Origin of the sequence: Rubripirellula amarantea, assembly GCF_007859865.1 — a bacterium.
Taxonomy (GTDB): domain Bacteria; phylum Planctomycetota; class Planctomycetia; order Pirellulales; family Pirellulaceae; genus Rubripirellula; species Rubripirellula amarantea.
In genome coordinates, this window is record NZ_SJPI01000001.1 from 3,553,706 (window position 1) to 3,578,539 (window position 24,834).

15 protein-coding genes are annotated in these 24,834 nt (G+C 55.0%); 8 read left to right on the top strand and 7 right to left on the bottom strand.

What is annotated here, in order from left to right; all coding sequences use genetic code 11:
* The first annotated feature begins 104 nt into the window (after positions 1 to 104).
* From Pla22_RS25530 to Pla22_RS12965, 3 genes are all read left to right on the top strand, one after another.
* Positions 105 to 569: a hypothetical protein gene (locus tag Pla22_RS25530; RefSeq protein WP_207310350.1), complete on the top strand. Its 465-nt coding sequence runs from the start codon at positions 105 to 107 to the stop codon at positions 567 to 569.
* 84 nt (positions 570 to 653) lie between these two features.
* Entirely contained in the window at positions 654 to 2,078 is a 1,425-nt protein-coding gene (locus tag Pla22_RS12960; protein ID WP_146514983.1) for a DUF1559 domain-containing protein, read from the top strand.
* A 97-nt stretch (positions 2,079 to 2,175) separates the two neighbouring features.
* Positions 2,176 to 4,089: an arylsulfatase gene (locus tag Pla22_RS12965; RefSeq protein ID WP_315854175.1), complete on the top strand. Its 1,914-nt coding sequence runs from the start codon at positions 2,176 to 2,178 to the stop codon at positions 4,087 to 4,089.
* A 139-nt stretch (positions 4,090 to 4,228) separates the two neighbouring features.
* On the opposite strand, the gene lysA is transcribed toward Pla22_RS12965, so the two are convergent.
* From lysA to Pla22_RS12980, 3 genes are all read right to left on the bottom strand, one after another.
* Positions 4,229 to 5,500 (bottom strand): diaminopimelate decarboxylase, encoded by a 1,272-nt coding sequence (gene lysA / locus Pla22_RS12970; protein ID WP_146514984.1) that lies wholly within the window; start codon positions 5,498 to 5,500, stop codon positions 4,229 to 4,231.
* 119 nt (positions 5,501 to 5,619) lie between these two features.
* Entirely contained in the window at positions 5,620 to 6,333 is a 714-nt protein-coding gene (locus Pla22_RS12975) for a hypothetical protein (RefSeq protein WP_146514985.1), read from the bottom strand.
* Positions 6,334 to 6,903: 570 nt separating this feature from the next.
* A complete protein-coding gene (locus Pla22_RS12980; protein WP_146514986.1) occupies positions 6,904 to 8,187 on the bottom strand; it encodes a cysteine desulfurase family protein in 1,284 nt (427 codons plus the stop codon).
* A 402-nt stretch (positions 8,188 to 8,589) separates the two neighbouring features.
* Here Pla22_RS12980 and Pla22_RS12985 point away from each other — a divergent pair, with 402 nt between their 5' ends.
* Together Pla22_RS12985 and Pla22_RS12990 are read left to right on the top strand one after the other, a co-directional pair.
* Positions 8,590 to 9,891 carry a DUF1559 family PulG-like putative transporter gene (locus tag Pla22_RS12985; RefSeq protein WP_146514987.1) on the top strand — a complete coding sequence of 434 codons (1,302 nt, stop codon included), beginning with the start codon at positions 8,590 to 8,592 and terminating at the stop codon, positions 9,889 to 9,891.
* Between the two features lie 535 nt (positions 9,892 to 10,426).
* On the top strand, positions 10,427 to 12,211 hold the full coding sequence (locus Pla22_RS12990; RefSeq protein ID WP_146514988.1) for a PP2C family protein-serine/threonine phosphatase: 1,785 nt from the start codon (positions 10,427 to 10,429) through the stop codon (positions 12,209 to 12,211).
* Positions 12,212 to 12,251: 40 nt separating this feature from the next.
* Here the strand turns inward: Pla22_RS12990 and Pla22_RS12995 are convergent, their stop codons facing one another.
* Complete coding sequence (locus Pla22_RS12995) at positions 12,252 to 13,133, bottom strand: serine/threonine-protein kinase (protein WP_146514989.1); 882 nt, start codon at positions 13,131 to 13,133, stop codon at positions 12,252 to 12,254.
* Positions 13,134 to 13,468: 335 nt separating this feature from the next.
* On the opposite strand from Pla22_RS12995, the gene Pla22_RS13000 reads away from it, so the two are divergent.
* Positions 13,469 to 14,794 (top strand): Gfo/Idh/MocA family oxidoreductase, encoded by a 1,326-nt coding sequence (locus Pla22_RS13000; protein ID WP_146514990.1) that lies wholly within the window; start codon positions 13,469 to 13,471, stop codon positions 14,792 to 14,794.
* 266 nt (positions 14,795 to 15,060) lie between these two features.
* On the opposite strand, the gene pheT is transcribed toward Pla22_RS13000, so the two are convergent.
* Together pheT and Pla22_RS13010 are read right to left on the bottom strand one after the other, a co-directional pair.
* A complete protein-coding gene (gene pheT, locus Pla22_RS13005; RefSeq protein ID WP_146514991.1) occupies positions 15,061 to 17,115 on the bottom strand; it encodes a phenylalanine--tRNA ligase subunit beta in 2,055 nt (684 codons plus the stop codon).
* Positions 17,116 to 17,223: 108 nt separating this feature from the next.
* Positions 17,224 to 20,538, bottom strand: a complete 3,315-nt coding sequence (locus tag Pla22_RS13010; protein WP_146514992.1) for a dockerin type I domain-containing protein — start codon at positions 20,536 to 20,538, stop codon at positions 17,224 to 17,226.
* 235 nt (positions 20,539 to 20,773) lie between these two features.
* Here Pla22_RS13010 and Pla22_RS13015 point away from each other — a divergent pair, with 235 nt between their 5' ends.
* A complete protein-coding gene (locus tag Pla22_RS13015; RefSeq protein WP_146514993.1) occupies positions 20,774 to 21,595 on the top strand; it encodes a putative RNA methyltransferase in 822 nt (273 codons plus the stop codon).
* A 62-nt stretch (positions 21,596 to 21,657) separates the two neighbouring features.
* Here the strand turns inward: Pla22_RS13015 and Pla22_RS13020 are convergent, their stop codons facing one another.
* On the bottom strand, positions 21,658 to 22,746 hold the full coding sequence (locus Pla22_RS13020; protein ID WP_146514994.1) for a YdjY domain-containing protein: 1,089 nt from the start codon (positions 22,744 to 22,746) through the stop codon (positions 21,658 to 21,660).
* 146 nt (positions 22,747 to 22,892) lie between these two features.
* On the opposite strand from Pla22_RS13020, the gene Pla22_RS13025 reads away from it, so the two are divergent.
* Complete coding sequence (locus Pla22_RS13025) at positions 22,893 to 24,833, top strand: hypothetical protein (RefSeq protein WP_146514995.1); 1,941 nt, start codon at positions 22,893 to 22,895, stop codon at positions 24,831 to 24,833.
* Position 24,834: the final 1 nt, after the last annotated feature.

Sequence of the window (24,834 nt, forward strand, 5' to 3'; positions counted from 1 at the left end):
TTCTTACGAACGTAGTGATTGAAAGGATCGCAACGGGCAACTAGCGTGGGATGAGCGGCCGGGGATTTCGATCCATATCATTGTGTAATTGACTGAGGTTTCTGATGCCTTTTCTGAACAAATCGCGAGCTTTCTTCGCGTCTTTCACGCTCATCTTAGTGGCTTCGTTCGCGGCAAACGAAGTCTCCGCTCAAGGTTTTAACGGCGGACTAGGATTTCTTCCCTACGGATTCTACCAACCGTACGGAGCTCACTACGGAACGTCGCTTCGCACCCCTCCTTACTTCGCGACCAACCCACCGGTTTACTACGGTGCTCGGCATGCTCGACCTTACGGCGTTAGCCCGTTCGCAGCACCACCGATGGTCAGCGCTGGCCCAGGCTACCAGAGTCGCTTGCGTAGCGACTTTTATATTCCGCGAAGCGCCATGGGACCTGTTTTGCCCAATCCTTGCATTCACGTAAACCCAGTGTTGCAAGGAAAGCTTGAATCAAATGAGGAAACAAAGCTAGGCGCGATTCAAACCAACCCGTTCGTTGAATCGTTTGATCGAGTGGCGAAGAAGTAGCGTCGCGATCAACAATGGGACTGGAATCTGATAATCTGATGAGGCAACGTTGCGTTTCGTCATCACGGTTAACGGACTCCAATAATGAGCGGACAGGATCCTTTTAGTGACCCTTTTGCAAGTCAACAGTCTCCCAAGGGAATTCCGCCGTTGGGGCCGCCACCGGGTCAACCCGGTCAAATAGGTCCGCCACCAGCAAAAAAAGGCATGTCGTCGTGTTTGATCGCGGCGATTTGCCTGTTTGCGTTCATTCCCATCCTGGGCGTATGCGCGGGGTTGCTTTTGCCGGCCGTGCAGGCGGCACGTGAAGCGGCGCGACGAGTGAACTGCAGCAACAACCTAAAGCAAATTGGTTTGGCGCTGCACAATTATCACTCCGCCTATCAAACGTTTCCGCCTGCTTATACGGTCGATCAAAATGGTCGCCCGATGCATTCATGGCGAGCGATGATCTTGCCATTCTTGGAACAGCAAGCCTTGTATGAGCAGATTGACTTTAACAAGCCTTGGGATCACCCGGATAATCAAGCGGCGATGTCGAGCGCGGTGTCCGTGTACTCGTGTCCGTCGACGGTCGTAGAGCCGAACTACACAACCTACTTGGCGATTGATCATCCCAACGGCGTGTTCTCGGGCAGCCGGCCGACTCGGATCAACAAAATCACCGATGGTACCGCCAACACCGTGATGGTTGTCGAGCACGATTCAGGTTTCGCGGTTCCGTGGATGCAGCCGCAGGACATTGATATGAATCAGTTTCTGCAGCCCGGAATCGCGTCAACCGCAGGAGGTCACCCGGGCGGAGGACATGTGCTGATGAGCGACGGAGCAGTTCAGTTCTTAACCCATTCAGCGTCGGCGGAGATTCGCACGTCGATGGTAATCATGAACGAGGATGAAGGCGGTATCGCCCCAATGCTAGATGCGACTTCAACGGAAGCCGTTCCTGGCGATCTGTCCAATACGGGCGATCTGTCCAATACGGGCGATCTGCCCAATATGGATGACACTGCGGTTCCGGCAGACGGAATCTCGTTTCGTCATCGACCTAGTGGGGCGCGTTTTGTTCGGCCATCGCAGGAATGGTCACTCTTGACCGGTAGGGCCGCCGCAAGTGTCAATCCGATCGCCAACGCGGTGCTGTTGCACAACGGCAATGACAATCACCGAGAACGAATCGGAATTCTGATCATTGAATCGCTCGCAGACATATCCAGCGAACCGATCGATATGAAGCAGTTGGCCATGAACTTGGCGGAATCCATGGAAATGGAAAACAAGACAATTGAGGATATCGAGGAAGCGGACGTGAACGGACTGTCGGTGATTCGATACGTCGTGGCGGGCGATGTGACCGATGCTGGTCGGTTGCGGTACTGTTGCCTCGTGTTTGAAAAGAACGAATTCCTGTTTCAAGTGATTGCGTTTGCTGCGGCCGATGACGCCGAAGCAGATGATCAGCACTTTCGATCCATTCACCAAGCGTTAACGTTCGCATCATCACCGTGAACGTCTAAAACTCAGCCTGCCAAAGCCGCAACTTATCCGAGCGGTGGGAAACGAAACCACCGCGTATTCGGCTGCGAAACCAATGGGAACTGTTGATATGAATTGCAAGCTGTCTTGCGACAAGCCGCCGGTAGCACAAATGCGTGTTTCGTCATCGTTTGCTCAACCGCTGCGAGGGAAAGCACAATCTTCGAGATCGTTCTTAGTGAAGGCATGCCTTGTCGTCGCAGCTATTGCCTTCGTTTCACAAGATAACAAAGCGGTCAGTGATGACGTCCCCAAGCGTCCCAATGTCGTGGTGATTTTGGCCGACGATCAAGGGTGGGGGGACTTGAGTTGCAATGGCAACCCCAACCTATCCACGCCGCATATCGATTCGCTGGCTAGAGATGGCGCCAGAGTTGAACATTTCTATGTATGCGCCGTCTGTTCACCCACTCGAGCTGAGTTCTTGACCGGACGCTATCACACTCGAATGGGTGTTTACAGCACTTCGACGGGCGGTGAACGCTTTGACGCCGGCGAGCAAACGATTGCAGAAGTGTTTCGCCAGTCCGGATACGCTACGGCGGCGTACGGAAAATGGCACAGCGGCATGCAGTGGCCGTATCACCCGAACGCTCGTGGGTTTGATGATTACTATGGCTTTTGCAGCGGACACTGGGGCAACTACTTTTCGCCCATGCTTGAACACAATGGCAAGATTGTCAAAGGCGAAGGTTTCTTGGTTGATGATCTGACGAACCACGCGATCGAATTTATCGATGCTCATCGTGAAGAGTCGTTTTTCGTTTACTTGCCTCTCAATACGCCGCACTCTCCGATGCAGGTTCCAGATCCATTTTGGGATAAGTTCAAGGACAAAGACTTAGTGCCGGATCCTGCCAAGGAAAACCAGAAGAAGAACGATGTGGGCCACTCACGTGCAGCGCTGGCGATGTGTGAGAATATTGATTTTAACGTTGGGCGTTTACTGTCGCATTTAGAATCTTCCGGGTTGGCGGACGACACAATCGTTGTTTACTTCAGCGACAACGGTCCTAATGGAGCGCGGTTTAACGGAGGGATGCGTGGACGAAAGGGGTCAACTCACGAAGGTGGATTAAGGTCACCGTTGCTGATCCGCTACCCGAGGAAAATCAGGCCTGGCACCCGAGTCACGCAGGTGTCCGCTGCTATCGATCTATTGCCCACACTCTCTGAATTGACGGGCACGAGCCACGATTCGCGATTGCCGCTCGATGGTCAATCGATCGCGAGCTTGTTGGTGAATCCCGACTCGGTACCACCCAAGCCCCTTGCTGATCGCATCGTGTTTTCGGCTTGGAACGGAAAGGTTTCGGCGAGAGATCAGCGCTATCGCATGCAGTTCGATGGTGGTCTTTACGACATCGAAAATGATCCTGGCGAACGGATGGATCTGAGGGAGCAGAAGCCTGAAGAGGCGCGAAGGCTCGGCGATGCGATGGCAAAGTGGATCGAGCAAACGGAACCTCGCAAGTCGTCCGATGCACTCGATCGTCCAATCACGATGGGGCATCCCCAAGCCGTTTGGGATCAATTGCCCGCCCGCGACGCCGAGCCGATCGGTGGCATGGTTCGTAGCAATCGCTATCCAAATTGTACCTACATGACGAACTGGACATCGCCGGACGATGCGATCGTGTGGGATGCCGACGTGCTATCCGACGGCGAGTTTGAGGTGGTCATGTACTACGCTTGTGAACCATCAAGTGTGGGGTCGGTGGTTCGACTTGAATTTGGTGAGCAAGCGATTGAATCAGTCATTCAGCACGCCAACGTGAGCGATTTAGTGGGCGCTGCCGATGATCGAGTCGTGCGTCAGGAAGGCTATGTGAAAGACTGGCGGCCAATGAATCTTGGGACCATTCGACTCGCTGCAGGCCGAGCGATGCTCAAGCTATCAGCGTCAAAGGTCAATGGTGGCGAAGTGGCTGAGATGAGATTGTTGATGCTGAAGCGGTTGCCATCAGCCGAACCTTCAAAGTAGCTCGCCAAAGTAGCCGTTCGCGGTAGCAGCTTGGAGATTATGTCCACCGAATGTATGCAGCGCCATCGGCACTTGGTTTGATGTGCGCTGCGCCGCTTGCTGCGGATCGACTCATGTCGTCTTCTGTGACGGGCTTGCCCTATTGAGGAATCACTTCGCCACGGATCAGGTCGTCGAAAGTTTCGCGAGCCCGGATCAGTTTCGCTTCGCCGTCTTCGATCAAGACTTCCGCCGCTCTCGTCTTGCTGTTGTAGTTGCTTGACATTACGAAGCCGTAGGCACCGGCGTTTTCAATCACGATGAAATCACCCACACGAACAATTGGCAGCTTTCGGGAATCTACGAAACCACCTTCGCGTTGGGTAAAGATGTCTCCGGATTCGCAAAGTGGGCCACCGATCACCATGTCAACTTCTTCGCGAGCAGCAGCGTCGCCAGAGGCGGCCGTTACCGAAATCGGGTGGTGAGCTCCATACATCACTGGGCGGGCGAGGTCATTGAAGCCAGCATCAACCAGCGTGAACAGGTTTTCGCCGACTTTCTTGACGCTGCGAACTTCTGCGATCAGGTAGCCGCTTTCAGCGGACAGATATCGGCCCGGTTCGATTTCTAGGTTCAAACGGTGGCCGAAAGCCTCGCTGAGTCGATTTCGCACCCCGTCCCAAAGTTCAAAGTACTTCGCCAAATCAACGTAGGTCTCGTCGTGCTTGTAAGGGACTGGCAGTCCACCACCAGCACTGATCGTCGTCAGTGTTCGCCCAACTTCCAGAGCAGCCTTTTCCATGGCGCTGCAGACCTCGCTTAGGTGCTCCAAATCGGTGCCGCTGCCAATGTGCATGTGCAAGCCGGTGATCGTTACGCCGGTCTGGTCAGCCCGAAGCAGGCAATCATTGATTTGGGTGTGCCAGATTCCGTGCTTGCTTTGTTGCCCGCCTGTGTTGGTCTTCTGGCTGTGGCCATGACCAAAACCAGGATTGATTCGAAGGGTCACGTCGCTTCCGGGGCGGCGTTCACCTAGCTGTGAAATCATGTCGGGGGAGCCGCAGTTCACGTGAAGCCCATGTTCGATCACCAAGTCCAAGGACTCTCGGTCGAAAATGTCAGCGGTGTAAACGATGTCATGGCTGCCACCGTCAGTGGAGTATCCGGCAGCAATCGCCCGGCGAATTTCGCCAGCGGAAACGGCATCGACGACCACCCCCCTTTTGCGGATTCGGTCGAGGATGGCAAGGTTGCTTGACGCTTTTTGGGCGTACCGGATCGTGTCGAAATCCGACAGGTCTGCGATCCGTTTGTCGATGACTTCGCGATCGTAAACGTACAGTGGAGTGCCAAATTTCGCGGCCAGATCGGCAACAGGTTGGCCAGCGATTTCGGTTCGTGAAGTGGAGAAAGTTGGAACGGTCAGCATCGTGTAATTTCGGGTCGAGGAGGTTTCATGTTCAGGCGACCCAGTGTCACGCCTGTACTGAAAACACTCAACCGCAAGCGACCAAAATTCGCCACATTTCTGGACGTTGGAAAGGAGGGCTACGAGGTACTTTGGCTCTTCTTTCGCGAGCCTTGGGGGCCAGGTCTACGGCCTCTTCGCCGCCCTTGTTGCACAGGCACAAATCGCGACTCGGCAGGCTGAAGCAGCTTGGTGATGCACAGCTTGTTGATGCTCAACTTCATTAGTTCTGACTCGGCCGTCAGCACATCGTGGAGCGACTTGGGCAACCGAATCGTGATCATTCTTTCTGGCTCTACCGCATCCCCTTTCGAATTGTCTTGGCTGCGCATCGCGGCCACCATTTCTTGCAGCTCTGCATGCTCGGGTGAGTTCATGAACCAGGTAAGTGATTCTTCCGTTTTGAAGCTCTTGTGCACGACACCGTTGAGGCCAAGAAGTTCGCGGTAGAAGACGACCCAGCTACCGGTCTTGGCGAACGCATCAACTGCCAGAGCCAAAATTTGCTGAGCCTTCGCTTGATTCGAAAGTTCGCTAGACGGGGGGGTGAGGTTCAGCGTGGTCGACGCTGGATCCGCCGCGGCATTGGCGGCGGGGGCTGCGTTGGATTGGGGGGCATTCCCGGTCGGTGAGGCGATCGGTTGGCGAAGTCGCGACTCGGTGGCCGGGAACGAGTTCGACTTGGAGTCGGATGAGGTTGGGGAAGCGGTATGAGGACGATCTGCAAACGTCACTGATTCAAGATGACGGGGAGCAGAAGATTGGGATGAGCTTGTCTGATCGGCAGATGCCATTGCGGTCTAATCCTTCGCGCGAACGATTCGAGAGGAGAGCGTGGTCGTGTCAGCCATCCTCGAGCCTGGTCAAACAGGATGTCGCAAGTGTCTACCAGCAATAAGCTTAGATCGCATGCTCTGTTTTGATGCAGGGCTACCCCTCTTTTGGTGACAGGCTGGTGCTTGTTTTTTGAGCAGTGGAAAATGGCTGTCGGCCATGTGTCCAGTTCGGGAATGCTTGCATTTTTTGAGAATCCTTTGCAGGCAATTCGGCAGCATCAATGATGGGTTGGCATCGATGCGTGGGGTGATCGCGTCTCCTTGGAGGTGAGATTGCGGACGCGGGGACCGGGTCGCCTGATCTCGACTAAGACAGGCGTTTTAGGAGGTCGACTTGCAGGGAGCGGGCCGAGCTGGGTAATCGCTCTTCGGCGATTGGGTTGCCGATCTGGCGGTCAGGCAAGGGGCAAAACCAAGAGCGGATTTACCAAGAGAGGGGGCGGGTTTGCCGGTTGTTTACCCGATCGTCGGGTCGCAATAGCGTGGCAAATATGAGCGAGTAGGCTGCAGGTTATCCAGCGGATGTGGCTACCGACTCAGCGTGTCGCAGGCATCTGCGATCAACTCAATCGCTCGATCAACCTGGTCATGGCTGCTGGTCCAGCCGAGGGAGAATCGGACGGTCCGCCCGATCTGGTAATCAGTGCGTTGGATGGCTCGTAACGCTCGAGTAATTTCATCAGGCGGGGAATCGCTTTGGGCTGTAGCGAACACTAGTTGCCGGGCCGCCCGCTGGATCCGGCGGGCTTCCCCGGGCAGTTCAATAGCGATCGTGTTGGGAAGCCGAGCTGCGTCTTCGCAAAGCAAAACGGCGCCGTTGCTAAGGGAAGAAATGAGGCCGTTGCAAAAGTAGTTTCGCAGGTCGGTCAAGGTGTCGGAAACGTCGCTGGCGCAGCGGGCGGCCATGGACGCGGCGGCACCCAGGCCAATGCAGGCGGGGATGTTTTCAGCACCGGGGCGCAACCCCATTTCGCGCGCTTCACCAAACAGGATTGGGCACAGGTGCAAGCCCCGCCGAACATAGATGGCGCCGCTTCCCTTCGGGCCGTAGAACTTGTGGCCACTGATCGAAACCATGTCAGCGCGAAGGGCTTTCACGTCGACGGGAATCTTGCCAAATGCTTGAGTGGCATCGCAGTGAACAAGCACCCCCCGACTGTGGCAAGCGTCGGCGGTTTCTCGCACTGGCTGGATTGTCCCCAGCACGGGATTGGCTAGTTGCAGGCATGCCAGGCGAGTGTCGTCGCGTAACCGGGATTCAAACGCCTCGGCATCGCAGATTCCATTTTTGTCCGCCGGCACGGTTTCGATGTCCCAGCCAAACTGGGCCAATCGGGCTGCGGCGCCAAGTACCGATTCGTGTTCGAGCTCGCTGACCAAGATATGTCCGGGGACCTGCCAGTTGGCATCGTTGCCAACTTCGGGATGGCGTGGTTGGTCGTCTTGGTTGGCGTCCCGGTCAGGCGTTGCGGACTGGGTGTCATAGCTTGCGGGACGAAGTCGCGAGGACTGCAATTGACGCTGGCTAAAGTCAGCACGCCCGTTGCGTTGCCGCTGGCCATCGACGAGTCCCAGAATCCCCAAATTGTTTGCTTCGGTTCCACCGCCAGTAAAAACGATCTCAAACGGCTCGCATCCAGCCAGAGCGGCCACACCTTCACGGGCATGTTCGAGCGATTCGCCGATCGCTTGAGCATGGGCGTGTTCTTGTCCGGGCAACATGAAGTGTGTTTGCCAGTACGGTTTCATCGCCTCAACGACCGAGGGGGCCATTGGTGTGGTTCGATTGAAATCGAGATAGATCACAGACATAGAGAACGAGCTGATGGGCAGCGGCAAAACATACGTGGGAAGTGGCTGCTCGCTGGAAAGCAGTGACAACCCGTTGGGCGTCGGGGCACTGGGTTTGTTTTAAAGCGATTCAGGTTCAGAGAAATGGTCCTGGGCGGTATCGGATGTCGCCAAGGGGTACATTGGTGAAAAGCCGCGGACGCTTTGCCATCGGGGGGGGCGGCAAGGCTCGGAAATGCACCGGGAGGAAAGTCAGATTAGTTATCAGCGGGGCGAAAACTAGCCCTGATGGCGTTTTCGGAGGATTCATTTGCACAAACGGTTACATTTTGCGATAATGGAGGCGTTCGCAATTGGCGGAGGGTGCCGCCTTTCTATTTATTGTACCCAGTCCTTTTCTGCTACTCCCCGCTGGAGCCCCTTATGAAACGTTACAGACCCGGTTTTACTCTTGTCGAGCTGTTGGTGGTCATCGCCATCATCGGCATCTTGATGGGGCTATTGATCCCAGCCGTGGGCGCCGCCCGCGAGTCCGCACGCTCGACCCAGTGTGGCGTGAATGTGAGGAACCTCGCGTTGGCGGCTGTTCAGCACAACAACACGAAAGGGCAACTGCCCACCTACGTCAACAAGTACGGATATTTTGCTGGCGGTACAGACCCTTCTGACTTGGGGAATTCACCGCCTGCTCACGTTAAGCTTGGCGGCTACGGCGTCGCAATTCTTCCCTGGTTGGATGCTCAACCGACCTACGAACATTGGACCGAAGATCGCTACCCGCTGATTTCTACAGGTGCCGGTGACATTGGTGCAACTACCGCCTTTGCCGGTGAAGGCTACCACGGTTTGGCCACGCCAAATCTCGGAGTCTTTCAATGCCCAAGCAATCCCGTTAGCGAAGGCAGAAATGGTCGAAACAGTTATGCGCCCAACAACGGGCTGTCACCTATTCGCCTGAGTGCTAGCGGCAACGGATCGCCAACGGCAAGCGACTACGTTGTTCCGGGTGCGACACCCCTGGAAGCGTTCGTCGCAAGTGAGTCGGAGCTTAATGGCGTTTCTACTGCTGCCTACCTAGGACTTGACATGGCCCCCGTCGCATCCGGAAATTCGCCAAGGTTGCCGCCAACGGGCAGTCGACCAGCGGAACGAATTCGTTTGGAAGACCTGAAGGATGGCCAAACCGGTACGCTGTTGTATTCTGAGAATATTCAGGCAATGCCTTGGCACCGCGTTGGATTTCTTGGTGAAAACGCGGGTGATTTGGCAACGCAGCTTGCACCCTTCGCAGGTACGCAAGATCTCGACTACACGGCAACCCCGCAGACGCTTCCGTACCTGTATGCCAAGTTCACCAATGGCCTCGTCTGGCACTATCAAGACCCCAAGTTCGCTCAGTTGAATGGGCTTACGGTGCCACCGGTAAGCCCTAACGGCTCTGCTGTTACCGACGTTTGGCCGCAGCACAAAATCAATGGCGGTGGTGCTTTGCTTGAGGAATCACTTCTTGTGAAGACGATGTACGAAAACTACTTTGACGCTCCGTCGCTCGCACGTCCCTCATCGGCTCACGTCGAAGGTGTTAACTGTGGTTTTGGGGACGGAAGTAATCGCTTCATCTCCGAGAGTATTGACTATCGTGTTTACCAAGCGATGATGACGCCTCGTGGTAAGAGCAGCGATGTTCCTTGGAAGGAATTCGTAATCACCAACGAGCTCGATTGATTTCTGTAGATCAGTTTGCAAACACGTCACCGAGGTCGCTTCCAACGAAGCGGCCTCGGTTTTTTTATGCGCCCACGATCGTGGCCGGTGACGATTGTGGTGGTTGATTGTTCTGTGATGCCGTCTTGGTAATCCTTGGAAACTTTTCCGGTCCTTCGGCTGAGTGAATCTCTATCGGTTGCCGATGACTCTACTAGCACCCTGAAGCACTTGGCATTACGCCTGTCGACCGGATCGCGGTGGCGAGGATCCTATTCCTTTCGCCTTGGATTCGAGCCACGACAGACTGGCGTCCTGTGTTCGTAATGGCGATGACCCGGCACCGGTCAGAGCCAAATGAGGATGGGGTGTGATTGTCTCGAGCGTACCTCCCTCCCGCGCTTGGGCAGTCCGGCACGGAATGCCAAACCCAGTCATCGACTTCCACCGCATGCGGCTTGCCCTGGTCTCCCACGCCAGTACTCCGACAAGTCTCGAGTTCTCGATTGGCTAATCCATTCCGTACCCCAATCCCCATCCTCAGGCCCCGTTAGCCGTGACAGCTTCTCCACCCTCCTTTCTTCGCGTTCATCGTGGTCCAGAAACCTCGTCGAGCGAAGCAAAATCTGCCAGCGAATTTTCCCATAGCGACGAGCAGCGGATCGACCAGTTTTGGGACCGTTTCGCCGCCGCTACCGGTTGGCGGTTAACGCCCCGTGCTCGGCGAGTCGGCGAATCGCCGGAACTAACGGCAGTCGTTGGGTCGGGGCCAATCGATGAGCTCAAGCAGATCAATGCACTGGAGTCGACCGCAGGGTTGGATTCGATTGATGCAGACGCTTTCGACGCCTTTGAAGATTCCTTCATCGAATCGCTGCGAAGTTCGTCAGCCCTTCACGACCGAGCTTCGGGCGCAGCAAGCTCGGTGATTGGTAAGGCAGACGCGACCCAGTTGGCGGCATCGGCGATCGAGGTCATAAGCGAATTGCAGGCGGCAAGGGGCGCGATCCGGCGGGCCAACGCGGAAATGGCTGCCCGCGCTAGCGTGATTGCTTCACCCGAGCAGCAAACCACACTTGCCGAACGTATCGAGACGATCTTATCGGATGCCGTCGCAGCATGTGATTGCACTGCCGCCATCATTTATATGCTCGACGACGACACGAGCGTGTTGTCAGGTCGAAGTGTTTTCGGCATGTCACCTCGCGTGATCGAAAAAGAGCCTCGTCCGCTGCAGGGCAGTCGCGGTGACTTAGAAGCGATGATCAAGGGCGTCGTGACGATCGACGATATGAACGCGGGCCCAATCGACACTTGGAATGCACCGGAGAAATGCGAAGCCGCCATTTGCGCCGCGATATGCAGCGGTGATGTTCCCATTGGAACGATGTGGCTGCTGTCGGACGAAACGAAATCGTTCCAAAATGCGCAAGCCGCATCGGCGCGAATGGCGGCCCGAGCCATTGGCGTCGAGCTGACTGCCGCAGGGGTCGAAGATTTCGCCAGTCCCGTGACGCAGGATACCGACCTTGATTTGTTGAAACACCAGTCTGCTGATTGGGACCAAGCCGACCAATACGGTCCAACGGAAGCCGAGTTGCTGGAATTGCAGGCTCGCGAAGATGCATTGGTTGCCAAGATGCTTGCCGATCGTGCTGAACTAGCAGAGGTCGCCGCGTGGCAGATTCAAACGTTGCCCATTGGGGCTGCAATCGCGGCTGACTGGAAAGCCGACGGCATGATCGACTCACCTCGGGACTATGCAATCGGATGGCACCTGTGGGATGTTCTGCCCGATGGTTCGCTGGCCTTTGCGATCGCCGAAGCTTGCGAGGCTGATGTCTCAGGAGCCATGAACGCCACGGTGGCGAGAGCCGCGTTTGCGTCACACCTTTCCTATCGACACACGCCCACGCAAATGCTCGCCCGAGTTGCTGATACTCTCTGGCAAACAAGTTTGGGTGAGCAATGGATGTCCATGCTCTACGCGTCGATCGACCCGGAAACGGGAGAGGGCATTGTGGCCTCGGCAGGTCACATCACTGCGATCATCGGCAGCCAACGTGGTTACCGCCCCATCATCGGTGGCCGTTCGATACCCTTGTGCATGGATATTGATCCTCTTTGCGTCCAGAACACATTCCGGATCCTCCCGGGCGAAGCACTGCTGGCTTACACGCAAGGATTTCTCGGTGGCGACACCAACCATTCGACGCTCGGTGAAGTGCTGCACAAGGCAATGAAAAAGTCCAAGCCCAACCCACTAGCGGAAATTCGCAAAGCGATGGCGTCGATTCCCAAGCTAAGTGAACAGGGAGCCGCAAGTTTGGTTCGATCGTAAGGGATGATCGGTGGATAAACCAAAGCACCGCAGCGTCGACTTAAGCCGCGCGTCGTGTCATCGGCGCGTAAGCATTCGAACCGGTCAGCGAGATTGAGCGATCGGTCAGCGGGAATTTGATTTTGCTCATCGCATTGTGCATGGCAACGCCATCACGAAATCGTCGATTCGGTGTGGGGTCGATGGCTTTCTTGATGAGATCAACAAAGTCTTTCGACAAGCCTTTACGCAGTCGATTGAAGTTGGGCAGGCGGTCAAACGGATACTCGGGAACGTCACCAGCGAAGAGTCGGTAAAGGACTAGGCCGAGCGAAAACACGTCGCTTCGGTACGTGGGTTTTCCCATCGCTTGTTCAGGAGCGATGTAGCCCAGAGTGCCGCTTCCCGAAACGTCATGAGGTCGGCTTTCAAAGCGAGCCAAACCAAAATCGGTAAGTTGGACGACTTGATTAGGAAAGAGCACGAAATTGTCGGGTTTAATGTCTCGGTGCAGAACCATTTGCTCGTGCGCATAACCAACCGCGCTAATCATTTGCACGGCGTAGTCAATTGCGGTTGCGCGTGACAATCGCCTTGTCATTCGGTCGGCCAGCGTTTCTTCGCCTAAGGGAAACGCGATCACGAAGTGTCCGTCAATGAAGCGGGCATCTTTCAGGGGTAGGATCGCCGGGTGATCCAGCTTGGCCATGATCCGGACCTCCCGCTGCATGTCGTCGAGCGACTGCGAATTTTGCAGATAGCGGTTGTCGGGTATCTTCAACGCAACCTTGCGGTCCTCAACCAGATCGGTGGCCGCGTACACGGTAGCGAATCCGCCTTCGCCCAATCGGCGGGTCAAGCGGTACTTGTCTAAGCGAGAGCCGATGCGAAGCGGACCCGATTCTTGATCGGAGCTTCGGAAAATCTTGAGGGATACAGCCACGAGCGTCCTTGCCAATGTCGAAATCAAACCACCGATCGTAACGCATGGAAACTGCCGTTCGTGCGGTCACAACCTTAGTGTGCAATCGTCAATTTCGCGTCAATCGCGTTACTTAATTTTACTCGCGGGAAAGGATCGACTCCGCTTAGATCCCACGCACGTCACAATCGGCAAGGTTTAACGGCGTTGTTGGATAAGAAATGCCATGATTCGAGGACCAAGGCTCCCCATAGAGCGCCGTTTGCGTTTACAATTTCCCCATAAGTAAAACACCCACCTACGGGGACCAGCGACTTTTCGCTGTCTACCAGCCTACTACTTACGAGAGATCTTCCATGCCTCAACGTCCGGAGCAAAATTCCACGGATCGCCGATCCTTTCTTAAGAACTCATCGGCAGTAGCCGCCGGCGCTGCCTTGAGTACCTCGATCGCGCAGACTGCTCACGCAGCCGGCAGCGACGAGATTAAGTTTGTTGTCGTAGGGATCGGTGGCCGCGGTAGCGGTGCAGCAGCCAACATTTTCGAATCGAAGGGCAACGTCAAGCTAGTAGCGGTGGCCGACGCCTTCGCTGACAAGGCGGAATCAGCGCTGAAGTCGCTTAGCCGAGGCAAGTACAAAGACAAAATTGACGTTCCCGCTGATCGTATCTTCACAGGCCTGGACGGTTACAAGGCTGCGATTGACGTCGATTGCGACTTGGTTGTGATTGCGACTCCACCCGCGTTCAAGCCTCAGCAGTTTGAATACGCGGTCAACAAAGGTCGCCACATCTTCATGGAAAAGCCGGTTGCGTCGGATGCACCTGGCGTGAAACGCGTCTTGGCTTCGGTCGAAGAGTCGAAAAAGAAGAACTTGATGGTCGGCATCGGTCTGCAACGCCGTCACGAGCCTCAGTACATGGAAACGATCGCTCGCATTCATGACGGCGCTATTGGCGACGTCGTAGCACAGCGGGTTTACTGGAACGGTGGCGGGATTTGGTACCGCAATCGCAAGCCTGATGCCAACGAAATGCAGTTCCAGGTTAACAATTGGTACCACTTCAACTGGTTGTGTGGCGACCAAATTTGCGAACAACACATTCACAACTTGGATGTCGGTTGTTGGGTCAAGGGTGACTATCCCGTCGAGTGCAACGGAATGGGTGGTCGCGAACAGCGAATGGGTGGTGATCCGACCAAGTCGCAGATCTTTGATCACACGTGCTGCGAATACACGTTCAAGGACGGTACCAAGATGTTCAGCCAAGGCCGTCACTTGGCCGGTTCATGGCAATACGTGGGCGAAGCCGTCCACGGAACCAAGGGCACCGCTGATCCGTCCGGGCGAATTGAAGGCCCGAACGCATGGGAATTCGCTGGCAAGCGTCTGAACGGTCACCAACAAGAGCAGCACGATTTGATCGAGGCTCTGATGCGTGGCGAGATTTACAACGAAGGCGAATACGGGGCTAAGTCCACGTTCACCGCAATTCTGGGACGCGAAGCCTGCTACAGCGGCAAGATCGTGAAGTGGGATGAGCTGATGGAAAAAGGTCGCGACTTGGCTCCAGGAATCGACAATTACAGCTTGGACGGTGAAGTTCCTGAATCGGCTCGCCCGGATGACGAAGGCAAGTACCCAATCCCAACCCCGGGCAAGTACAGCCCCTTTGCCTGAGTGAATGGTGAACCTCTAACGGACTCGCGGCAGAGTCGCTAAGTCGATGCGGGGGCAGTTTGGTAAGCGAACAGCAAACCAACCTGCCCCGTTTTTTTGTGCCCCTAAGATGGCACCTGAAAAACTTGGTCCAGGGTCTAATTCCAGAACCGTTAAATCCAGAACCGTCAAATCCAGAACCGTCATGCGCTGACTAGCTGATCCCTGGGAAAGTCAGGTCTCATGTATTCGATAATGGGTGAACGCTGCGTATTCGATCCGCTGATCTAGCCGAGTAACTGGGCCGATAGCTTATCGCCGCAAGCAGTGATGACTCGCTGAATCAGCGTGTCCGCTTCATCACCACTCATGGTGGCGTCATGCCGCTGAAGCTCGACGGTCATCAGGACGCGTTTGCGATCCTTGCCGTCTTTCTCAGCATCACGGTAGGTTTCCTGGTAACGGACACCGGCTAGTTCAGAACCCACGGCGGCACGAACGACGTCTTCCATTTCTTTCCACTGCACCGATTCGGCTACCACGAAATTCAAGTCGCGTTGAATCGACGGGAATGCACTGACGGACTGTTGTTGAGGTACTAATTCAGATAGCTCTAACAAGGTCGGCAACGAAAGCTCGGCCGCGACGACTGGCTCCGGTAGCTTCCATGCTTTCAGGTACTTCGCATCGACCATACCCAAGTATCCAAGCGGTGTTTCACCAATTTTAAGTGAGACCACCGATCCCGCCGCGAAGCCTTGCCGCGTAACGGATTCAACATCCAGTGTGCCGGCGATACCCATGCGCTGGCAGAGAGTTTCGATTAGCCCTTTTGCTTCAAAAAAGTCGCTGCTCGATACGATGCCAAGCGAATAGGTCTCGCTTGGCAGGTCGTCCGCTGAATCACCTGGCAAGTAGACGTGCGCGATTTCGAACAAATCAGCCACGATCGATGCGGATGCCCAATTGCCGGCGCGGCCTTCGATGAGGCTCGGAATCAACGACCGGCGAAGTCGGCGTGATCCCTTTAGCATGGCCGTTTGGGTTTCGAGTGCCGGCTTATCGGTCCAGGTGCAAAAACCCTCGTCAACCTTCGCGGTCACAACGCTTGGGGTCATGGCTTCGCTGAGTCCGCCAGCGGTCATCACCTGGCGCACGCGATCCATGGCAGTATCAAATGGACGCTTGGTGCTTGGCGCAACGGGAATAGGTGAATCCTCAGGGATTTTTTCGTACCCGTGAATGCGGGCGACTTCTTCCACCAGGTCAGCCTCGCGTGTTAAGTCGAACCGCCACGTCGGTGGAGTCAGCACCATCGTATCCGAGGCGCTTTTGCTCGCGCTACAGCCCAGTGCGAGAAGGATTCGCTGAACTTCGAGGCGGTCAATTTGGATTCCTAAGATCCGCTTGAGTTGCGACATCCGCAATACAATCTGTTCACGCTTGGCAATATCGGGAGCCGTATCAATGACTCCGTCGGCAACCTCGCCACCCGCCATCTCAACGATCAACTGGCACACTCGGCGACTAGCCCAGTCAACGCCTACCGGATCGACTTTACGCTCGAAGCGGAACGATGAAGGGCTATGCAATTTCAAACTTCTCGCCGCGCGTCGAACCGCCAGCGGCGAAAACATGGCTGCTTCGATGACGAGGTCGGTCGTTGCTTGAGTCACTTCGCTAGATGCGCCGCCCATCACGCCCGCGATCGCCGAAGCGGACTTTCCATCGGCGATCACGCACATCGAAGGATCGAGTTCATAGCTTCGGTGATCGATCGCTTCGATCTTCTCACCTGCCTCGGCGGGGCGAACTACTATTTTTTGATCTGCGATCTTCGCGTAATCGAAAGCGTGCAGGGGTTGTCCGCATTCCATCATCACGAAGTTGGTGGCATCAACCACATTGTTGACGCTCTGATAAGGCTCAATGGTTCCGTCAAATTTGCGTTTCCAGAATACGCTCTGCAAGGCATCGACAAGCCAATCGGGGCTCGGCCCGATCTTGACGCCTTGAATCACTCGTGCGGTGTAACGCGGGCAGGCTTCAACAAAAGTGTTTTCAACGCTTAGCAGCGAATCGATTGCCACATCCGACGTTGCAAGTTCGGGTTCGGGCTTGGCGACCGGCACGTCATAGAGGACGCCAATTTCGCGTGCGACACCAAGATGGCCCAGGCAATCGCCGCGGTTACTGGTGACTTCTAAGTCAATCACGACATCATTGTTGATGTCAATCGTTTCCTCGTGATTGAGCCCCGTCAGGCTCAAACGATCGCACAGTTCTTCGTGTGAAACGGGAATGTTGACGTACTGGGACAACCACTTCCAAGAAACGAGCATGAGGCCAAACCACGAGAAAAAAAAGGGAATTTCGACGCAGGTAGGTTACGCGAAAGCTCCCTAGGGTCACAAGGAGTGGACGGGGCCTCAATCGTCCAAAACTAGTCGTTAGAACAGACGGATTTCATCACCCAATAGCAAATCGTCGTCGTCATCAGCGGAAGAATCCAACGTCAATTCGCTTTCAGCCACCGACGGCGTCAGGCTCAGCCGGTTAATAATCACCAAGGCATCAAGTGCCGTGATCGACCCGCTGCCGTTGGTGTCCATCCGTCGCATTGACTCCGCGTCCATCATCAAACCAACGCCGGTGTCGGTCGCTAGACCTGCCTGCGACTCGGAACTCGGCACCGTCTGCGAACCGAATCGACCGAGGAAGTTGATCACCTGCAATGCGTCAGCAGCAGTGACTTCTCCGTTGCCGTTGACATCCAATGGCATCGGGTCGACTTCCTCATGACCAACAATCGTCAGGTCGAGTGGTGACAGCCGAACTCGGGCGTTGGGCAATGCGACATCCAAATCCAACAGCAAGTTCTCGGCAAATTGGCCGTCGGCGTAATCGGCTTTCAATTGCACTTGCCCGGCTTGCAAGGCAATCATACCGAGTCGGACGGCAACCGATGGACCCGTTTCAGGCGAATCAAACTCGCGAAGCACCACACCTAATTCATCAATCAGGTTCGCGCCGCCAATTGCCACGCCATGTTCAGCGTTCAGCAAACCGGATCTGATAACTTCTGGATCAAGCCGGTTCGATTCACCGATCAATTGATAGCCATCCCCTGGGTTCAGTTCACCAGTCAGCATCAGGTGCTCGGCGGGGATCTCCAGATCAAAGAAGGTTCCGAAGACACCCGAAGGATTCTCGCGAAGATCCGTCAGCACAACTTCAATCCAAAAGTGGTCGTCCTGATCAACACTAGTGATCACTTCGCCCGCTTCGTTCACCGCTCTTAGGCCGACTTCCATAAGGAAAACGTTTTCTTCCACGGAGAGCTGTTCGACTGCCCCATCTGTCGTCGCCGAGTAGCGTGCCAGCCTGTCGCCAACGATCAATTCAGCGATGATTCCCGGGATTGGATTTTCCGGACGCTCATCTTCGGTGGCATCGTCAGTTCGCCCACCGAGCCCATCAAAGATGTGCTTGACGGAAACCACTTCGACGTCGTTCACATCGACATCGAAGTCTTCGGCAGCTTGCGCGACAGCCGAGTCAGTAAGCTGGGCCATTTCATCGTCGCTAAGAGTCAGGACATCGATTCGCACATTGGCCGTTGATGTCGTGAATCCATCACTGATCGTGTACTTGAATTCAATCACGTCGTAATTTCGGATCACGTCGTGGGGAGCATCAAGCCAGCGACCCGATACAATTTCAAAACCATTGGGTGCACCGATCAGTTCCGTGATCTGGACGCTTGGGCCCCAATAGCTGTTCGAAAGATTGAGGTCGTTCGCCAGAACATCAAACAGAGGTTCGAATCGAAAGGTTTGCCGACTGTCTTGATCGGTGAACGTGAACACGTCGTCGACCGCTTGGATCGCGGGCTGGAGTTCACCGAGTGGCGAGGTAACTGGGTTTTCAACGTCGTCCCAGCGATATTCGATCAATCGGTCTCGCATCCGGGCAATCAACCGATCGGCATTGGCGTCAATCTCAAGCCATAGGTCGCTCGGCAGTGATCCCTGTTCGACGAAGCGTCCTTCCGCATCGACGGTTCCATACACGAATTGACGCTTCCAAGGCGATCCGTATGCGAACACTGAATCGCGTGCTTCACTATTTGCCACGTAACGCGTGAACCCTACGAATCCCGTCGATGGCTCGATTGCAATTAAGTCGTCGCCCGCATTACCACGTGCAAGAACGGCCGCACCCGACTCTGGCTCGGGACCCTCGTAAGTCAGTTGAGTGATTCCAATAAATTCGCCCTCAGTGACCGACAGAGTAAGCAAGAAGCTACCACCGACGGCATCCGGAAGTGTTAGATCTTGGTACCCTTGAGCCAAGAAGACAATCAAATCCTCGCGAACTGTCACGCCCGTGTAGTTGATCAACATGCCTTCCGGCGTCTCGACCTCTCGAATCCGTCGCTCGCTGGCAACATCCGTCGAAAGGTCCGCGTCGATCAATAGAACGGAGCTTCCCCAGCCATAGCCTTGCCGTAAGACTGATGTTGCACCGGAGGTCGTCACCACGGTGGCCTGAGGATTGTCAATCATCAACGTGTCAAACACTTGCGGCTCATCACCGCTTAAGTCGATCAGGTCAACGTAGGTGACTGGTTGCCATGGAATGCCTAGTGCGGGCAATTCAATCGCAGCGTCGCGACCATTCCCGTTTTCGTTCTCAACATCGCTAGCGGTTTCGCTTGGTAGTTGACCACTGCGAATAATCGTCGCTGAGTTTCCGTCTTCAGCGAGTTCAAAACCGAGAACGCGAGAGCCATAGTACGAGTGATTGTTTTCGAGCGTAGCAACCGTGATCTTGCTTGCCTCGCTTAGCCCGTCACTCGAAACATCAAATTTGCTGAGCTCAATTTTGTCAGCATCAGGTTCCGAACCGCCTAGGCTATCGGAACCGGCTTCGAAAGGTAAACCGAAAAACGGTTGGGGATGAGTCAACACGTATAAGGAGTCGCCATGAAGTTGCACGGACTCCGAGGAGTACGGTCCATAGTACGATTGATCATAACTTTGAACTGCTGCCTGCTGGTCCAATCGAATCAGGCCACTCTGGCTACTTTTGTAAACGCTGAGAGTTAGTTCGGTCGGCGGCGGCGGATAGATCAGTATGGTCGGTTGCCCATACATCGTGTCCGTGACGGTGACAATGTGATTGTCGTCGTGGATGACATTAATCAAATGTCCTTCTTCGATAACTTCACTGACGATTGCTCTCTCATCGCCATCGCTGACTAATACCGAGATCGCCTTCCATCGAGGCGTAAAGTCAATCCAGAGATCCTCGTCTGGGACGGTTGTTCCGTCGTTGGTTGCCGGTGGTGGGTTGTACGGCAGAGATCCTAAGACGTGAAATTGGCCATCGGAGTAAAACGCGTGACTCGGAAAGAAATCGATGTCAATCTGCTCGAAAGTCTCTAGCTCGCCATCGCTATTGCGACGCAACAAATTCAAAGTTGCAGTGGCGTCGACGTCGGATGGGGCAATCGCATAAACGATCCCGTCAATTTCTTCGGTTTGATCAGTGGGGAAAGTGGAAAATCCAAACCAAGGTAATTCGTTGCCGCAAATCATCACAGCAGCGACGTCTCCTTGGGGCTGAGTTGTTTGCATAGCCATCGGAGGCAAATTCAACGCAGGCACGTCAGGCACAGCATTGGCTGAAGCGTGAGCGGCCAATAGCTGCCGCTTCTCGAGAGTCTCAACGTTCAGACAACGTTTTTTAAAAGTAAACATGAATCAGACCAGAAGCGGGTGGCGGGGGTCAAATCTCGCCAGAGCGAATGCAATTTTCCCAAGGACCATAGTATCCCCCTAGAAGTAGCTACGACGCAATCGTAACGCCCTAAGTTCCTGGGAATACGCCTATCGACCCCCAGATTTCGCCGACCGGGACACTCGTTGATGGTGGGCAATTGTGCACTCGTTTCACTCCCCTTTCTGCATCGTTGAATCCTTTTACGATGACGACATGTTCGAACTCCGATGCACCGTCCGAAATTGCCAGCATCTGCTGAAACTCATCGATGGTGCGCTGCGGTGCGAGTCGGGTCATCACTTCGACCGTGCTAAGCAAGGTTACTGGAACTTATTGCAGCCTCAGGATCGAAAATCCAAGAACCCAGGCGATTGCGAAAGCGCGGTCATGGCTCGGCATCGCTGGCTCGAGCGTGGCTATGCGACCGACCTGATTGAAACGCTCCGACTTTGGACCGAGACCGATTCGGAAACGACGGCGGTTCGAACGGTCGACCTTGGCTGCGGCGAAGGCACCTTCGGCCCGGCGCTGTTCTCGGCGCACCCTGAGTTGTACTGCGGAATCGAGCTTTCTAAACAGGCAATCAAGATTGCCGCCCGACGCTGGGCTGATGCGACATGGGTGCTCGCCAACGCTGATCGAACCCTGCCCGCGGCCGACGGTAGCGTTGGTCGCGTGATGTCACTTTTTGGCCGTCGCCCGATTCGCGAAATCAAACGAGTGCTTGCACCGGGAGGCGTCTGTATCGTCGCGGTTCCGGGCGAAGACGATCTCATCGAACTTCGTGAGCAGGTTCAACAGGCTGCGCATCGTCGAAGTCGGTGGGAAGTGATCGTTGACGAAATGGCAGCCGAAGGAATGACCTTCGTCGAGCATCGATTGTGGCAACAATCCGTTGTGCTTGATCCAGATGCAATTGGCGACGCGATGGCGATGACCTATCGCGCGGTTCGCCACTCGCAGCAGTCTCGATTGGAAACTCTTGATACGATGCCAGTCACGCTATCGGCTGACTTGATGCTCTTCCGAGCGTGACCGTTTCAGCCGTGTTCACATCGACCGACGTTCCTCGGCACGGATCGTGGTCGTGCTCGCATTTACTGGTTTCCCAGTACTTCTTCGGTTGGCGGTTGCAGGCTGGTGCTGTTCCCCGCTGAGTCATCGCCGTCGCCGTCAGCGACTTTATCAGAGTTTTTAGCGGCGTCGTCGTCACTGGGGACCGCGATGGGTTCAAGAACGAGTCGAACCGGAGTGCCACGTTCTGGAATTCGAGAAGTGAAAGGCTCATAGAGCAGTGAACCTGCGTCAGCACTGCTACTTACCGGCACATCCATCATCGCGGTCGTGAAGTTGGAAACGCAAATCAAATCGCCTGCATCGGCCTGGTAGTAATTTCGTCCATCACGCGGGTCCTTCCATACCGAACTGCCTCCGAACACCCACTCAACGTCCATGACGTCGTCGGTGCCTACCTTGCGAATCCACTGGCGAGCATCAGTGACTTGGAATTTTTTATCTTGGTCAAGGTAACAAACCCAGACACGAATTTTTTGACCTGTCGCGGGTACGAAATCAGGATGGTAAGCAACGGGTGTTCCCGGTTGCGCGTCGATCGCGAGCAGGGCTGCGTGTACCTCGTTAGCCTTGGCAATGGTAGCGACAACGGATTCGTGTTCTTTGGTGCCTTGGGGGCAGGCGAACATTTCCAAGGGCCCTTCGTTCATCGCAACGTATCCATCGGCATAGACGAGACCTTTCTTGCGATCGATCCAAAGGTTGGTCTTGGTCATCTGAATTGCGTTGGGAGGCGAGCCGAAGGCTTTCGCCGCAATCTCGTCAGGGCCAACGTAGTCGTCGAGCGGCGTTTTCTGTTCTTCGTCAGTCAACGGGTCACTGATCGAAACGCTTGGCGCGTCGTCGCCTGATTCTTCGGGCATATCGACGGACGTTTCAGATGACCCGTCGTCGGGTGAGTCCACCGATGAGCCGACCGGTTGAGGCTTCGGCAGCATGCGCTTCGTTGGCGTCGCCGTGACTTCCTCTGCGGCCTGGTCCACCGTCGGTGAGGGCTCGTCCTGGGCTACCTCAGCAGGTTGCCCACACCCCGAAATCACGACCAATGTCGAGAAGAACGCGATTGCAAAAATGGATTGGGATTGAAAAACAGGCGAAAATCGCAGGTTCATGCCGAGGCTTCCGTAGAGAAATTTAGCCGCATCTAGCGTTGATTGGGTCAGTGGTTATCGTAACGGGCGTATTGTACCGCGTTCGCTCGACTTACGGACAATGTGCGATTTCAACGAACACCGCCGACATCTGATTTGCTTTCTCTATGACGACCAATTTTCCTGATATGGCTTCGCCTGAATCATCCTCTTCAACGGTTGAAGGGTCGTCCATTCGTGCCAATCGAATTGATGGTTGGGAAGAATTTCTTAAGCGACCCTCGCCCCTGCGAGTCGCGTCCGTTCGTGACGTTTTCGGTGAGCCTTCCGAGGGTGGGCAAATTTATCGTTGGGGCGTCGCGGTGGCCACGGGCGCTGCATGTGATCCTGTCACCGAGGCGATCACTCGTTTGTCATGTGATGGGAAGGTACGTAAGAAGGACCGCGATGTTGATCTTCTAGTCGCCGTTGATGCAGCCATCGAGCAATTCAATGATCCCACAACGCCAAGTCTGACGTTGGCTGCGTCAGCCGTTCGTTGGGCGGTGGCGGTGGATCGTCTGCTAGAGATCGTAGAGGAACATCGCGCCCACGAGTTGTTGCGATCGCTTTTAGATTTGCACGAGGCGATACTTTCACGTGCATCTATGGAGTGTCCCTTGCACTTGATACTCGGTGGCGAACTCGGTTTGACTCTCGCGTGGCGATTACCCGATCTTGAAGCCACTCGAAAACTTCGTGACATGTCGATCGAAGCGGTTGCTCAGTGGTGCAGTGGTGAGGACGAATCGGTCGCTTCCGCAATCGAAGGAGCGGTGAATTCAAGGTTGGTACTGGCGTCCTTGATCCGCTGCAAATCACTTGTGCAAAAGAAGACTCTTCCTCGACCTCGTAAAACCAAAGCCCTGGAAGAACAAGACAAACTATCCGTTGTCGGTAGCAGCAGCGCCGGGCCGGCCCTGAAACGCACCATGCGTCGAACGGGTGACTTGCTGGCGACTTGGGTGGTTGCGTTGACGAGCCCCGGCGGAGTTTCAGCGTTTAGCAACGCGAGCTCAAGAGATGTCAAAGACGACGTGGGTGGCAATGGGTTGCTCGACAGGGCAACGCATTTTGATCGCGAGGCTTTGGTTCCCGCACTAACCGCCGCTCTCGGAAGTCATCCTACCGGTGGACGTTTAGCTTGGGAGGTGTCTTTGCCAGATTCGATGTGGTGTGAGAACGACGCCAAGCTTGCCGTGTTGATGCCCGAATGGGATGTGCGAAAAGGCCGAACTGTGATCGACTTCCAAGGCGATTCGCTAAGTCTAGAAGTCTTTGCCGGAAAATCGCTTGCTTTGTCCGGCGTCGTGGAAACCAATGTGGAAGTTGATGGCGAAGCTCTGCAATCAGAAGGCGATTGGGATGAAATTTGCCGGTTTTCCGATGATGATGTTCATTACCTTGAACTCGAACAGCCATGGAGCGGCGGGTGGGTGTTGCAGCGTCAGTTCTTGCTGCTTCGCGACGACCGATGTTTGTTGTTCGCCGATACGATTCTTCCGGATGCGAAGAACGACGACTCGATTGATTTGACTCGAGCTAAAATTCAATCCACGGTTTCTTTGCCAGTTGGCCCGCAGGTAGTCGTAAAGGCGAACGACGAAATTCGCGAAATTCTTCTTGGTGACGTATCCGGCAAGCAGGCTGACCGAGCGCTCGTAATTCCGATATCGGCTAGCGAATGGAAGGTGGGGCCGACTCGCGCGAAGCTTCATGTGCAGGCGTCTTCGGCGGATAGCCCTTCGCGATTGGTGTTCACATCATCGGGAACCGGCAATCTATACCTGCCCGTTTGGATCGACTTTGAACGACGTCGTTTTAATCGAGATCGAACTTGGCGAACGTTAACCGTTGCCGATGCGTTGCGAATATGTCGGCCCGAAGAAGCGTCCGCGTATCGCGTTCAGTCTGGATCAGAACAATGGTGCGTTTATCGGTCCCTCGGTGAATCTCGCTGCCGCACTTTCCTGGGTAAGCACATGATGGCAAATTTCTTCGTTTCGCGATTCGATATGGGCGATGGCGTTCATGAATCGCTGATTACTGTCGATGACGAAGAGGTTTAAC

Excerpts from the sequence above, each read along its gene's own strand:
- Pla22_RS25530 (WP_207310350.1), top strand. The coding sequence starts at position 105 with ATGCCTTTTCTGAACAAATCGCGAGCTTTCTTCGCGTCTTTCACGCTC.
- Pla22_RS12960 (WP_146514983.1), top strand. The coding sequence starts at position 654 with ATGAGCGGACAGGATCCTTTTAGTGACCCTTTTGCAAGTCAACAGTCT.
- Pla22_RS12965 (WP_315854175.1), top strand. The coding sequence starts at position 2,176 with ATGAATTGCAAGCTGTCTTGCGACAAGCCGCCGGTAGCACAAATGCGT.
- lysA (WP_146514984.1), bottom strand. The coding sequence starts at position 5,500 with ATGCTGACCGTTCCAACTTTCTCCACTTCACGAACCGAAATCGCTGGC.
- Pla22_RS12975 (WP_146514985.1), bottom strand. The coding sequence starts at position 6,333 with ATGGCATCTGCCGATCAGACAAGCTCATCCCAATCTTCTGCTCCCCGT.
- Pla22_RS12980 (WP_146514986.1), bottom strand. The coding sequence starts at position 8,187 with ATGTCTGTGATCTATCTCGATTTCAATCGAACCACACCAATGGCCCCC.
- Pla22_RS12985 (WP_146514987.1), top strand. The coding sequence starts at position 8,590 with ATGAAACGTTACAGACCCGGTTTTACTCTTGTCGAGCTGTTGGTGGTC.
- Pla22_RS13000 (WP_146514990.1), top strand. The coding sequence starts at position 13,469 with ATGCCTCAACGTCCGGAGCAAAATTCCACGGATCGCCGATCCTTTCTT.
- pheT (WP_146514991.1), bottom strand. The coding sequence starts at position 17,115 with ATGCTCGTTTCTTGGAAGTGGTTGTCCCAGTACGTCAACATTCCCGTT.
- Pla22_RS13010 (WP_146514992.1), bottom strand. The coding sequence starts at position 20,538 with ATGTTTACTTTTAAAAAACGTTGTCTGAACGTTGAGACTCTCGAGAAG.
- Pla22_RS13015 (WP_146514993.1), top strand. The coding sequence starts at position 20,774 with ATGTTCGAACTCCGATGCACCGTCCGAAATTGCCAGCATCTGCTGAAA.
- Pla22_RS13020 (WP_146514994.1), bottom strand. The coding sequence starts at position 22,746 with ATGAACCTGCGATTTTCGCCTGTTTTTCAATCCCAATCCATTTTTGCA.
- Pla22_RS13025 (WP_146514995.1), top strand. The coding sequence starts at position 22,893 with ATGACGACCAATTTTCCTGATATGGCTTCGCCTGAATCATCCTCTTCA.